Consider the following 12,994-nt stretch of genomic DNA (forward strand, 5'->3'; position numbering starts at 1 on the left):
AACCTTCCCCGGCGCGATGGAGGCTGGAATAACTATTGTGTCCAGGCACGAGACGACCACAGGTGTTTCCGGACTCGGTTCAGCCGCCAGGATCGGGGGTGAACGCGAATCTGCCACGCTATGACCGTGCGTTGGGTCATCTCGGAGAAGGTCCGATGTATCGCACTTCTTTTAAGAAGGCGAGGTCGTTTGTGAAAAGGAAGATGCGGTTGACACAACGTGTATATGCGCCCAATATCTAGCAGGTGAACTTCGGCTCGACCCGGCGTTGTGTGGCGCCAGTCGCTACTGTCGAACCAACGCAGTATGGCGGCGCTTTAAGCGGCAGCTCACACTGAGACAGGGGTGGCGCGACCACTGCGAGCCGTAACCAAGACGGCATGCGCGCGCCCCGCCGCACAGCACGATCGACCTATTCACTCGTAGCTAGGGTGGTACCTGTGGCCCCGACACGCTACGATCATCCTGTTTGCACCGAACCGCGATTGGAATCGAAAAATATGGTGAGCCAGAGCCTTAGTGCTGTGCTCGAGGAGGCACAGCATGTCATGACTGAGCGGGTGGCGATTGCTTCAGGCTTGGAAGAAAATCCCCGGTTGTGGGGCCTGCTTATTGGCGACGCCGACTTCACGCACCGAGCCGGTGATCGAGGGTTGGTCTTCTCGCGAAACGGGCCGGGACTGATTGCCGGCCGGCACGGAGTGAACAGCGTCCCGCTTATCGATGCCGCCACGGGCTGTTTGTCGGTCACCATCCTTGAGGACTGTCCTCGAAAGGTCAGACAGGGACTCGCTGAGTTCTTAGCGGAGCAGGGCTATCTATCGGCTCCCAAGAACCTGATGGTTCGCGCTCTGGGCTCGCCGCAGACGTTTACCCGGAGGGACTTCTCGGATCTGTTCCGGTGGAGGCATTTGCTTGCTGCCAGTGCCTACAAATGGATTGCCGCCATGGCGGCTGCTGTCGACGAAACCCGTAATTCCATTCAACGACAGGTTAAGTTGAGGTCAGCGCGCCATACGACAGCCCTTAACGACTACCACAATGTCGTATCGTCGTTGAGACTGCTGATGTCACTCTCGAGCACGGCGACGGGTGCGCCCTGGCTTCGCGAACTGGCGACGCTCCCACGGCTCAAGACGTGGACGCCGTCACTGTTTCTGTCCCGGGAGCGGATGCTGGTGCCGGCGATCCAGAGTGCTTTAGCCGCGACGTGGATGGGGCTGGCAGCCGTGGATGTGTACTTCGCACGGCTGGAGAATTCGACCGACCGTCTGACTACCTTCGATGCCGTTTTGGGCCTCGCCAGCTTTGCGATAAGCTACTCCGAAGTATCCTCCAGCATCCTGCCCCGAGTTAAAGCGGCGTTAACCGAACTCGAACTCAGTGTCGATAAGGACTTTGTCCGCGCGCTCATGCGCTCGTTTGACCTCGCTGTTAATGACCCTTTAGGCAGCACAAGTTTGCTGTGTTCCTGGATCGCGAGCGGCACGCTGACGGAGCCAGTGTTGAGCCAAGGCGTGAAGAATGAAATGGCATCGCGTTTCGCCACCGTCGCTTTGCGGGAGTACGCCGACGCGGCCACGACCATTAGTGGATACTTTCTCGCTATTCTCGCACTCCGGCTATTCATGGCAGATCGGCCTCACGATTTCTATCCCGAAGGACAACAACGGTCGCACGGAACCAACTTCGCTGCGGCAAAAACCGCACTGCTACGTTCAAATAACGTCGACATCCGAATTGAGACCGCAGCGACTCCGGGCACATATCATTGATGGGTCGGGGCATCACGCGTCACAGTCTGTGCGGGCGGGAAACGAATTGCCGCCGCGAGCACTTAAAAGGACAAGTCCACAAGGTGGCGCTCGAGCCGATGCCTGGCTGCTGGTCCCAAAGTCCTGCTTGAAGCAATCCGGTTGCAAGTCTGCTCCAGCATGTGGCGACGGCGCATCAGTCTGAAATCCGCTGAAGGTTGCCCACATCATCTTCTGAAATCCAGCAGCTTCGAAAACCTATCGTCCTAACGGCGAGGGGCAATCTTTTCATTCTTCCTGCAAGCACTGGTGCTGGCCGACCGGGTTTTCTGTCGCGTGAATCCAATTCTGAGCTTGCTTTGTTCCCGACCCGGCTGCTGACAAATGTTTCCAATGGATATCGTCATCGCACATCACCAGGTAAACCTTTTGATGCAGCCCTGACAGTCCATATCCGCAAGTTGATGTTGTCGACGACTTGCCGCGCTTAGCGACAGTCGGCGAAAAAGCGATTGCATTACGAGCGTAATGCTATATTATGATCGTAATGACTAAGGTGGTGACGAACTTCTTGTTGAGGTCGTACCACTGCGTCACCTTATTTATGTGAGGACATATGAACGATAAGATCGCCGCTTCAACTGAAACTTCCGGATCACACGTGCTGGAGTTGGCCTCACTCGGGCTCGCTGCAGCTGCGGATGCGATACGCAGTGGTGATATGACCTCAGAGTCGTACGCCAGCGCGTTGCTATACCAGGCTCGAGCGCATGCTGACCTGAATGCTTTCATCGCCATTGACGAAGACGCCTTGCTCCAGGCTGCGAAAGACGCGGACAAGGCGCGTGCCGCAGGAGTGGAGGCTCCCCTACTGGGCGTCCCCGTTGGGATCAAGGACAGCTATCTGACGGCGGGGCTTGCCACAAGCATCGGCCTTGAACGCCTGGCGCATTTCGTCCCCACTGAGGATGCCGATGCAGTCCGCGCCGTTAAGGATGCAGGAGCTCTCGTCTTCGGCAAGAACAACCTGGTAGAGATGTCCTATGGGCTGACCGGGCATAACGAGCGCTTCGGCCAAGTCAAGAACCCGCGTGCCTTGGAGCGTGTTACGGGTGGGTCGTCAAGCGGTTCGGCAGCCTCCGTGGCCGCCGGGATAGTGCCCGCCTCCTTGGGAGGCGATACAGTCGGATCCATTCGTGTGCCAGCATCGCTGTGCGGCGTCGTCGGGTTTAAGCCGACTACGGGACGCTGGCCTCGTAACGGCGTCGCACCGATTTCCCACACTCTCGATACCACGGGTGTATTCGCACGTAGCGTTGAGGATTGCATACTGTTGGACCAAGTCGTGACCGGCGATCAGACTGCCGAGTCCGTCGAGCGGAACTCCAACCTCGTCGGAGCTCGGCTGGCGTTCGCGCCCCGACAGTTTTTGGAGTTGGTGGACCCGGAAGTCGGGGAGCGATTCCGCGAGGTGGTACGCCAGTTGAAGGACGCCGGCGCGGAGGTGTTCGAGATCGATCTCGGGGAAGATTTCAACTCACTCATCCAGACAGCTACGTGGGGAATTTTCGCCCACGAGACGCAAGGCGCCATTTCGGACTTCCTGCGTTTGCATGGTATCCCGACCACTTTCGCCGAGATCTACGAGGGCCTGAAGCCGCAGCTTCGCCAAGCGTGGGAGTACATGGTGTTGCCCAGCGGTCCCGGTGCTACATCCGTGCAGGACTACAAGGTTGCACTCAGTGTGAGTCGTCCCGAAATCCAGCGCAGGCTGAAACAGGCGTTCGTAAGTAAGGGGGCCATTGCCATTCTACAGCCGACCACACCCTGCACGGCGCCTTTGATCGGAGAGCAAGAGGGGCTTCGCATCGCCGGCCAGGAAGTGAGCACGCTCGCTTTGGCGAACCACACTTTGTTGGCTAGCAGCGTTGGTCTTCCAGGTATCAGCCTACCGGCGGGCCTCTCTCGCGCCGGTCTTCCGATTGGTCTTGAGCTCGACGCGCCGTTAGGCAGCGACCGGGCGCTTTTGAGCCTTAGTCGCCATATCGAGCGCATCTTGGGCACTATGCCGCCGACGCTTTGATGCCGCCGCCCCTTTCCGAACAAAGGGGCTACCCTCACACCAGTGAACCGAGGATCAACAGATGGGCAATGCAAAGTGTTCCACCCATACAATTTCAATCGAGCATGTCACCATCAGATCGACGAATGCCTTCGATGACGTGCGAGGCAAGCTCGAGAGCTTGGCGCCCCAAATCGATGACGGCATCTTTACTCTCCTGAGGTACGGTGAAAGCACGCGCGCACTGCAAGAACTGCTAGCATCTCCTCCGCTAACAATTTTCGGGCAGCGTGACCACGGAGCATTGCTGGCTATTGCTGGTCTGCGCCACCGGTCGATACAGTACGATATTGGCAATCCGCTTACCGCATCGAAGATGACTCGTCATCAATTATCTGCTGGGCTGTATGCGCCCATTCGCGTGTTGCTACACGACAGCGGTGATCGCGGTGCTACGTTTGAATACGATCGTCCGGCCTCGGTTTTCGGCCAGTTCGGCAGCGAAGAAGTCAATATCGTGGCTCGTCAGCTCGATCGCGACCTCCAAACCTTGTTGGAGGCGGCTGCAAGCTGACGGCTGCGCGCACCAAGGAAGAGAAGATGCGTTTTGAAAAAGGTCACAAAGCCGCGACTCGACGGCATATTCTCGAGGCTGCCTCGAAATGCTTTCGTAGCGAAGGGGTTTCCGGCGCCGGCATCAGCGGGATCATGGGAGCGGCAGGCCTGACCAACGGCGCTTTCTATGCGCACTTTGACTCTAAGGACGCGCTTGTCCGAGAGGCGGTAAGTAGTGCCCTCGCGGAACGGCAGCAGAGCCTCGAAGAGAATGTTGAAATGGGCGCTGGCCTCGAGGAAGTAATCCGAAGCTATCTCAATCAGGCTCATCGGGCAGACCCTTCATGCGGATGCCCGTCGGCGGCTTTGCTCCCTGAAATCGCACGGCAGTCTGAGCCAACCCGGACGGCTTATGAGCACGGGCTCAATTCCTTCGTGTCAACATTGGCTGCATTGCTTCCCGAGACTGATTCCAGTCGTGCCGATCGTCGGGCGACAGCCATCTTTGGTCTAATGGTTGGAACCCTTCAATTGGCACGGGCGGTTCCGAGCATCGCAAGGGCCGAGCAAATCCTGGAAGCGGGGGTCGAAGCAGCGCTCCTTCTTGCTGGAGAACCGTGCGACTGAGGGCCTTGAGATGCATGCCGATGCTCCGGACCGATCCACTTCAAAGTTTCGGTGCTTAAGGACGTACTCGCAGTCGCCGGCTGGGAGCGTGCAGCTCGATCCAGTTTCTGCTCCTCCGCGCAATGAACAGCGCAGGCGCCTAGCGCGGAGGTTCCTGTCCACTCGTTCAAGGTTTCCTCGGAGCAATGCAGGTGGTCATGCGCGATGTTGGCGGCGTACTTCGCTGCGTGCAATTCTTCGCCTCCTATCTAATGCATGGCAGTCCTTTCTGGAAGGAGATCCTTCCAACTGGCTACGCGCTTCCCGATATTCGGTCCACGCCAAGTTTCGACCGACGGAAAGCGTGAGCCGCAGACTAGGTGCGCGTACATCCCGTTGTCTCCAGGGATAACTCTGACCGCAGTGATTGCGCCGTGGCAAACCAACTTCCACAGCATCGCCCATGCGCAAAGCGGACAACTTGTCATCGCTGATCCTCGATGCTGTCGCTTCGCGTCTTCCGGCTAGCTACAGCGCAGACAAACTTGCAAGGAGTCCGACGGTTCGAAGGACTGACGGCAGCGCGACAGGCCGCCTTCCAAAGTCGCTAACCGACGATCCGCTAGCCTAATTTTTATGAGCTATCACAAGTCCTTGCTCTCCATGGCGCGGCGAGCCGACGATAAGTCGCGACACGTGTCGAAGATCGACTTGTGATCGGGATAATGCGCGTATATACTCGTATCACGCTTTCGGTATATGTGTGAAAGTTCTCAGCACGTCGCATTCGGTCAAGAATCAACGGAGTCCTAAGATGCCAGAACAGCTCTTTTCTCCTCTCAGGGTCGGCAACATTCAGCTCGAGCATAGGGTCGTCATGGCACCGCTGACGCGAATGCGTGCGAAGGACCCGGGACGCACCCCGCATCAACTGAACGCCGAGTACTATGGACAGCGGGCATCGGCTGGAGGATTGATAGTTTCGGAGGGATCGCCTGTTTCAGAGACTGCGCACGGACTGCCGGCGACACCTGGAATTTACACTTCTGAGCAAGTCGCTGGGTGGCAAAAAGTGACGGATGCCGTACACCAGAAAGGCGGCCGTATCTTTTTACAACTGTGGCACGTCGGACGAATTTCGCATCGCTCGCATCAGCCACGTGACGCTCGTCCAGTCGCGCCCTCTGGGATCGCAGCGAGCGGCTATGGAATGTCGGCTGACTTCCAATGTGTGGCATACGAGGAGCCTCGTGCTCTATCGACGAAAGAAGTCGCTGCTGTAGTTCAGGACTTCGTCAACGCTGCCCGAAACGCAATGGCAGCTGGCTTTGATGGGATTGAAATCCATGCGGCGAATGGTTATCTCATTGAACAATTCCTTCATGACAGGACTAACCAACGCACAGATGCATATGGCGGGTCAGTAGAAAATAGGTGCCGCTTTGCGATTGAGGTAGCCGAAGCAGTGACCGAGGTGTGGGGTGAAGATAGAGTCGGTATTCGACTGTCCCCGTTCGGAACCGCGAACGATAGTGGCGGAACTGATCCGGTCTCTTTATATACGTATCTCATTCGACGGCTCGCAAGCCTCAATTTGGCATATTTGCATCTGGTCGAGCCGAGAGCAAGCGGGGCGGGTCAGGCGGAGGTCGATCACAAGGACGTTCCTTCGGCGTCTCAGCTTTTCCGCCCCGTTTGGCCTCGGGTGCTTATCGCCGCTGGCAACTATACGCGTGATGGGGCGTTGGCTGCGATCGAGAGCGGCCATGCCGACGCGATAGCGTTCGGTCGGTTATTTATTGCGAATCCAGATCTGCCATTGCGACTCAAATGCGATGCACGCCTGAATCGCTATAACAGGGCCACTTTCTATGGCGGTCACGCTGGAGGCTATACGGATTACCCCTTTCTGTCTCAGGGCGAAGGCGTGGTCTGATCGTCCGGTAGAAACAAAGGCGCTGTCTGACTACGCACCGAATAGCGATGGAATATGCGTTCTTTGCCTGGCCTGACTTTGCGTTTGCCCTATTCATCTTTATTTCGATGTCCCTGTCGGTCGACCGCGGCGACGGCGAATCCCTCTGTCGATGACGGAGATCGTGCAGATTTAGCAGGTTGAACCGCCATGAGATTGCAAAGAGGCGATGCCTCAGGCGATGTGCTGAACTGGAAGCATCGCCAGATGCCTTTGAAGGTCGGAAGAGAGAAGAGTCATGTCTGCCTGCAGCAGTGCTGTGTTCAGCCAGCGGCAGGATCGCAAGACGATTAACTGCTGCAATGAGATTCAGCGAATTTGCGTTCCGCGCGTTCCATATCGCCTACGAACAGCGATAGCTGATATCTCGCTCCCAGACCGTATGTTAAGGAGGCTGTCGTGCTTTCAGTGCTGATGGTGGAAGATGAAAATGGAGTGGCCGCGTCATGGCAGGCCATGTGCGAGATGAGCGGCTATGCAACATTCTCTGCTGCTAATGGCAAAGCCGCGTTGGGCATTCTGCGGGCCAATGAGGTCGACGTCGTAGTGGCGGACCGCAAGATGCCGGACATGTCGGGATGTGACTTGTGCTATTCCCTGCGCAACGACAGGCGGCTTGCCGAAGTTGTTTTCATCCTTGTTTCGGATGACCCAAGTCCACCTGCATTTCTGTACTGTGACGCGATCCTTCACAAACCCGTTGCTGCCTCCACGTTGATATCAGAGATAGACCGAATCGTTGCTGAACGTGACGTCAATGGTCGTCGAAAAGCCGCCCGTGTGGCGGGCCTCAGATATTGATGTGACGAACGACGGCATCTATGTAGCGCAGGCCTAACCGACAATAGTCCTTTGTCCGCGGCGCATGAGCCGCGCCATGCCTCACGCACGCAATGCTACATCAGCGGTTGCATATTCAATTGGAAACCAGACCGTCGGGCTGACCCGCTCCGATTCGGATCCTCCGTTGACATCAAATCTTGACGGTGTCACACTCGGATCGCGGAAAGCCGAACGACTTGCAATAGCCCGCCGCATTCAATTGTCAACTCAGGCGCCATCACATGAAAATGACCCGGACCAACCCACTACCAACTCACGACGAACCGAATGAGCCTGGCACGATCGATTCGCCTGCTCGACGTCGCTTCGTAAGAGATACATCGGCAGTTTTGCTCAGCACAGCGGTCGGGCCCAGTATGTCGTACGCTGCCGCAGCGATCGAGCCGGCAGGGTCGTCGGTAGACGTATCGCAAGTGCACGAAGCTAGCTTGTTCGAGGCGGCGCGCGCTATCAACACCAACCGGCTAACCTCGGAGCGGTACACGGAGGTCTTGCTCGAACGTACGCATAAATTCGCATCCCTTAATGCGTTCATCACCGTCGACGATGACAAGGCACTGTCGGCAGCCCGAGCAGCCGACAAGGCGCGTCTCGCGGGGAAGAGAAGAGCACTTCCAGGGCTGCCTATTGGCGTCAAGGATAGCTACCTGACCATGGACCTGCCCACCAGCTTCGGGACAGCCGTGGCGCGTGACTTCAAGCCTGCGACGGACGCAAAGGTCGTGACTGCTATGAAAGATGCAGGTTGCGTTGTGCTCGGGAAGAACAACCTGGTCGAAATGTCGTATGGTCTCACCGGTCTCAACGGTCATTACGGGCAGGCGAAAAACCCGTACAACGTGCTTCACATTACCGGAGGGTCGTCGTGCGGCGGTGCAGCTAGCGTGGCCGCGAGACTGGTCCCGGCAGCTCTGGGTGGGGACACGGTCGGGTCAATTCGCGTTCCTGCAGCGCTATGCGGCGTCGTTGGTTTCAAGCCGACACCCGGCCGATGGTCAGGAAGTGGAGTCGCGCCGATCTCAAACACATTGGATACGACCGGTCCGATAGCAAGGCGGGTGTCGGATTGCGATCTGCTAGACTCGATCGCGACGGGGAATTACTCGTCCCCACAACGGCTTCAAGCAAGCTTAAAGGGCACGAGACTCGCGGTCGCACGTCACTATTATCTCGACGGCGCCGACGCGGAAGTAGAAAAGGTCTTCAACGACACGATTTCTAAACTGAAAGATGCGGGAGCCAGTGTCCTCGAAGTCGATCTTGGCACAGATTTCGGCCCTATGGTCGAGGAGGCTAACTGGGCGCTGTTCTTTCATGATACCCAGCCCGATGTAACGGCCTTCCTGCGAGACCAGAAAATCCCCCTTACGTTCGAAGAGATTTACGATGGGCTAGAGTCGCATATCAAAACTCGGTGGCAACGATTTGTCCTGACCACGGGAGCCGGCTACACGGAGGACGTCGCCTACAAAGACGCTCTTTTCCGGCGCCGGCCAGAAGTCCGACGCCGCTTTGACAGTCAGGTTTTTTCTCGCGCAGATGCGATTGTGTTTCCAACAACCCTGTGCGCCGCTCCGACCATTGCAGAGCAGTGGCAATATACGGTTGCGGGTCGGACGGTAAACGACGTCTTTCTGTCGAGGAACACCTATCCGGCTAGCTTTGCTGGACTGCCGGGGATATCGATTCCTATGGGACTGACGGAGAACGGCCTACCGCTCGGGTTCGAGTTGGACGCAAGCAGTGGAAGCGACAAAGCACTATTAACTCTTGCGCGACGTGTCGAACAGGTCATTGGCTTTGTGCGGCCACCGTCGGTTTCGGCCTGATCTTTGCATGGCGGGCGGCCGCAGATACCGCGCTGAATGCACATAGCGTTGCGGCTCTTGGGAAGATGATGTGACGCTGCTTGGTGTTGGGATGAATACACGAGCCGGAATCGGACTTGCTCCCTTGCGGCGATGTCCAGTCCGAAGCAGCGTCAACTGCCATCGTCCCGCGTTGCGACGGTAAGCGTTTGATCAGCGGCAAAGGCTAGCAAGCCTTTCAGGTGACGGGGGTTCTGGTGTCCGCATCGGCGCTGTACGGAGTTGGCATACCTGCGAGATGTGAAGTGGCGGTGCGTCTCCGGTGGACTGCGTTGGCCTGTGGTTTCAAGTAGTTTTCAAAAAGACTCCCCGCCCACTCGACAAACGCGCGCACTTTTGATGACAAGTGCCGGTTTGCTGGATATATCGCTGAAACCGGGATTGGTTGCGGTCGGTGATGGCAGATCACCTCCAGCAGTTCGCCACTTCGCAAGTGCTCTCTTACCATGAAAGCGGGGACCTGGATCAGCCCCATTCCGTCAAGGCCGCATCTAATGTACGCATCAACGTCGCTGACCGCAACGGTTCCTGGTATGCGGATTTCAGCAGCATGGCCATTGCGAACGAAGTTGAAGTCAAGGTTTCTTCCGGATCCGGAAAGCAGGTGAACGGCAAAGTGCCGTGGAAGATCGTCGATTTCGAGAGGACAGCCATGCCGTTGTATGTACCGCGGGCTAGCCGAGGTTAACATTTCCACGTGTCCGAACTGTCTGGCTATCAGACTGGAGTCCTCCAACAGCCCTACACGGATTGCGCAGTCTATGCCTTCTTGAACGAGGTCGACACGTCTGTCGCTGAAGCCGATTCTAAGGTCCACTTGGGGATACATGCTGCAAAATTCATGGATCCGCGGCACGATGACGGTTCTGCCAATGGCCGGTGGCAGGTTGATTCTCAGGGTGCCGTGAATCCCGCTCGCGCCACTGGTTAGCGCGTATTCCGTTTCCTCCAGGTCAGAAAGGATCTGAACACAACGCTCATAGTATTGCGCGCCCTCTGCGGTCAAATTAATGCGGCGCGTCGTGCGGTACAGGAGCCGAACCCTGAGATGAGCCTCGAGGCTCTTGATGATGTTCGAGGCTGATGCGCGAGGAAGATTCAAAGAGACCGCGGCCCGCGAAAAACTATTGGTCTCCACGATCCTGGTAAAAACAACCATCGCCTGAAAACGGTTGAACATAACTGCGCCGAAAGAGTGCTCTTGGATGTCTGTGGAAAAACTCGTCAGAGGATCTAACGGCGTATGCCGAACCCGCCGACGCGGGCAGGTATCACCGCCCCATACGGTTTACAGGAAAGTGTATATGCACGTATTATAGCAGCATTGTCGAGCCGATACGGATCTGGGATTTGGCGTCGGCTGCACCGTACCATCGTGCACACGGTGTATCCCACGAAGGCAGGCGCCGACTATTCCACCGTTGATGCGGCAAATCGAACCGAGGGAATCCGTCCCCCATGCCGATGGTGGCCACTGCCAGTTCGCGGATCCATGCGCCCCACGCGACTTCAGTTGAAAAGCAGAGATGTAGCCGAGGAAACGCCAGTATGCAGAGTCGTGACGCAGCCGAAGAGCGGGAATCAATGATTGAAAGGATAGGTCCCTTCCTTTATCGAGCCGGCCTGCACGGCGCCACGATGGATGAAATTGCAAGGGAGGCTGGTACCTACAAAATGTCAATCTATCGGGCAATTGGGACGAAGAACGATGTCTGGATGACCTATGCACGAACGCTATGCGAGCAACGCAATAGGGAGATGACCGCCCTGCTTCTGCGCTCCGATCAACGACCCGAACGCTTAGTGATGAATTACTTCCTGCAACAACGGGAACTCGTGCTTAATGATGCGATTCTTGGCGACCCAATATTGAAGCTGTCGACGGAAGCGGCGGGACGATTCGAAGAATTGCATCAGGCGCTATGCCGACAGCGTGACTTACATCTCGCTCGTTTTGAGCAGATCGGAGGATCGATCGCTCCCAGTGACGGGATTAATCTTGGCATAGAGCTGCATATGATGTGGCAAGTATTGGTGTCGTGTGGCCGCAGCCGTGCTGCGATCCAGCGGGACTCTGAGCATGTTATCCGCATGGTCAGACGAACGCTGGATGCGTGTCTGCGACGCCCGGAGCTGCAAGGAGCCTGACAAAGTTGAAGCGAAGTTGAACAGTTTATGCAAACGTTCAACTCATCGACGGCAACGCGGCTAGTGCCTTACTTAAACGAGCAGTGGATTAGTGCCAAAGGTCGCCGTAGTCGAGGGAGCTAACCGCTAGCCTTCGTCGCCGCCACTGCTGAGGAGGCGCGCTTGTCATCACTAGGCTGTCTCCGCGGCCCGTGTCCATGCAAGCTCGGGACCACGGAAAGGGCAACTGGCCGACGGCAGCGCTTTTTGGAAGCGATGAAGCGGGGCGCAGTATGCCTGTTTGAAGGGAGACTTAATTTTGGCTCATGTGCTGGATAATCCGGCCTGGCATGCTATGACCACCAACCACCGGTCGATTTCGGTGGGCCATGAGTGCGCGCGGCGCTACCTGGCTGACGTATCGCCAATCGCCGCACTTGCTGATGTTGCCAATGAGCGGGGATGGCTTGCGCTTGGCAGACTTGCCGCTAACGGAGTCGTCGGTCTGGTTGGGGTTGCGCCGGAACTGCTCCCTGATGGATGGACGATTCACTGGTATTTCCCGTTTGTGCAAATGACATGCACGGTTGACACCTTTCGCGGCAGTTGCGACACGGCCGACGTGCTGACACTCACGGAGATGGATACGCGCGCGATGCTGCAGTTGGTCAGCGCCGCAAAGCCGGGGCCGATGGAACGTCGTACGATAGACATGGGACGCTATGTTGGGATTAAATCGGGTGGGAAACTGGCGTCTATGGCCGGTGAAAGGCTCGCATTTCCGGGATACGTCGAGGTAGCGAGCGTGTGTACGGATCCGGCGCACTCGGGGAAAGGTTTCGCGGAAATGGTAACAACTGCGATCACTGCAGGAATAGTGGCGCGCGGGGATACAGCTTTCCTGCACGTCCGCCAGGACAATCGCCGAGCTGTGTCACTCTATAGCCGACTCGGATTTGCGGAGCGATGCGTCACGCCCATTGTTGCTGTAAGCCTGTCAGAGAAAGCGTGAGCAGCTAAAGTGACGGTTGGCTTCTGATAGTGATTGATAAAGCCCGGAGATAGGGCGCTGAAGGGCTGTTTTTTTTGCGGCTAAACGCACATCGCTGCGGCGGCCGACCTCCTACCGCGGCTGTAAAAAATAGAATCGGTTGGCGCTAGAAGATGACACAGCAAGAATCTGTTCTATAAGCGCCCCCGTCTG

General features: G+C 57.0%; 10 protein-coding genes. 9 read left to right on the forward strand and 1 reads right to left on the reverse strand.

The window, feature by feature from the left end; all coding sequences use genetic code 11:
• Positions 1 to 485: 485 nt before the first annotated feature.
• The 7 genes from BGRAMDRAFT_RS24395 to BGRAMDRAFT_RS24425 all read left to right on the forward strand — a co-directional run bounded on the left by BGRAMDRAFT_RS24395 (position 486) and on the right by BGRAMDRAFT_RS24425 (position 9,624).
• Positions 486 to 1,775 (forward strand): hypothetical protein, encoded by a 1,290-nt coding sequence (locus BGRAMDRAFT_RS24395; RefSeq protein WP_157140664.1) that lies wholly within the window; start codon positions 486 to 488, stop codon positions 1,773 to 1,775.
• A gap of 595 nt (positions 1,776 to 2,370) precedes the next feature.
• Positions 2,371 to 3,837 (forward strand): amidase family protein, encoded by a 1,467-nt coding sequence (locus BGRAMDRAFT_RS24400; protein ID WP_006051535.1) that lies wholly within the window; start codon positions 2,371 to 2,373, stop codon positions 3,835 to 3,837.
• Between the two features lie 61 nt (positions 3,838 to 3,898).
• Complete coding sequence (locus tag BGRAMDRAFT_RS24405) at positions 3,899 to 4,390, forward strand: DUF302 domain-containing protein (protein WP_006051536.1); 492 nt, start codon at positions 3,899 to 3,901, stop codon at positions 4,388 to 4,390.
• A 26-nt stretch (positions 4,391 to 4,416) separates the two neighbouring features.
• Positions 4,417 to 4,998 carry a TetR/AcrR family transcriptional regulator gene (locus BGRAMDRAFT_RS24410; protein WP_006051537.1) on the forward strand — a complete coding sequence of 194 codons (582 nt, stop codon included), beginning with the start codon at positions 4,417 to 4,419 and terminating at the stop codon, positions 4,996 to 4,998.
• Between the two features lie 793 nt (positions 4,999 to 5,791).
• The gene (locus BGRAMDRAFT_RS24415) at positions 5,792 to 6,913 is read left to right on the forward strand and encodes an alkene reductase (protein ID WP_006051538.1); all 1,122 of its coding nucleotides are present in this window, start codon (positions 5,792 to 5,794) and stop codon (positions 6,911 to 6,913) included.
• A gap of 438 nt (positions 6,914 to 7,351) precedes the next feature.
• The gene (locus tag BGRAMDRAFT_RS24420) at positions 7,352 to 7,753 is read left to right on the forward strand and encodes a response regulator (protein ID WP_006051540.1); all 402 of its coding nucleotides are present in this window, start codon (positions 7,352 to 7,354) and stop codon (positions 7,751 to 7,753) included.
• Positions 7,754 to 8,016: 263 nt separating this feature from the next.
• A complete protein-coding gene (locus BGRAMDRAFT_RS24425) occupies positions 8,017 to 9,624 on the forward strand; it encodes an amidase family protein (RefSeq protein ID WP_232292355.1) in 1,608 nt (535 codons plus the stop codon).
• 217 nt (positions 9,625 to 9,841) lie between these two features.
• On the opposite strand, the gene BGRAMDRAFT_RS24430 is transcribed toward BGRAMDRAFT_RS24425, so the two are convergent.
• The gene (locus BGRAMDRAFT_RS24430; RefSeq protein WP_006051542.1) at positions 9,842 to 10,843 is read right to left on the reverse strand and encodes a LysR family transcriptional regulator; all 1,002 of its coding nucleotides are present in this window, start codon (positions 10,841 to 10,843) and stop codon (positions 9,842 to 9,844) included.
• 368 nt (positions 10,844 to 11,211) lie between these two features.
• Between BGRAMDRAFT_RS24430 and BGRAMDRAFT_RS24435 the strand changes: the two genes are divergently transcribed.
• Both BGRAMDRAFT_RS24435 and BGRAMDRAFT_RS24440 read left to right on the forward strand, forming a co-directional pair.
• Positions 11,212 to 11,811, forward strand: a complete 600-nt coding sequence (locus BGRAMDRAFT_RS24435; RefSeq protein ID WP_044021835.1) for a TetR/AcrR family transcriptional regulator — start codon at positions 11,212 to 11,214, stop codon at positions 11,809 to 11,811.
• A 334-nt stretch (positions 11,812 to 12,145) separates the two neighbouring features.
• Entirely contained in the window at positions 12,146 to 12,802 is a 657-nt protein-coding gene (locus BGRAMDRAFT_RS24440; protein ID WP_052303216.1) for a GNAT family N-acetyltransferase, read from the forward strand.
• Positions 12,803 to 12,994: the final 192 nt, after the last annotated feature.

Source organism: Paraburkholderia graminis C4D1M (assembly GCF_000172415.1).
Taxonomy (GTDB): Bacteria; Pseudomonadota; Gammaproteobacteria; order Burkholderiales; family Burkholderiaceae; genus Paraburkholderia; species Paraburkholderia graminis.

Coding starts and splice junctions, on each gene's coding strand:
- BGRAMDRAFT_RS24400 (WP_006051535.1), top strand. CDS start 2,371: ATGAACGATAAGATCGCCGCTTCAACTGAAACTTCCGGATCACACGTG.
- BGRAMDRAFT_RS24405 (WP_006051536.1), top strand. CDS start 3,899: ATGGGCAATGCAAAGTGTTCCACCCATACAATTTCAATCGAGCATGTC.
- BGRAMDRAFT_RS24410 (WP_006051537.1), top strand. CDS start 4,417: ATGCGTTTTGAAAAAGGTCACAAAGCCGCGACTCGACGGCATATTCTC.
- BGRAMDRAFT_RS24415 (WP_006051538.1), top strand. CDS start 5,792: ATGCCAGAACAGCTCTTTTCTCCTCTCAGGGTCGGCAACATTCAGCTC.
- BGRAMDRAFT_RS24425 (WP_232292355.1), top strand. CDS start 8,017: ATGAAAATGACCCGGACCAACCCACTACCAACTCACGACGAACCGAAT.
- BGRAMDRAFT_RS24430 (WP_006051542.1), bottom strand. CDS start 10,843: ATGTTCAACCGTTTTCAGGCGATGGTTGTTTTTACCAGGATCGTGGAG.
- BGRAMDRAFT_RS24435 (WP_044021835.1), top strand. CDS start 11,212: ATGCAGAGTCGTGACGCAGCCGAAGAGCGGGAATCAATGATTGAAAGG.
- BGRAMDRAFT_RS24440 (WP_052303216.1), top strand. CDS start 12,146: ATGACCACCAACCACCGGTCGATTTCGGTGGGCCATGAGTGCGCGCGG.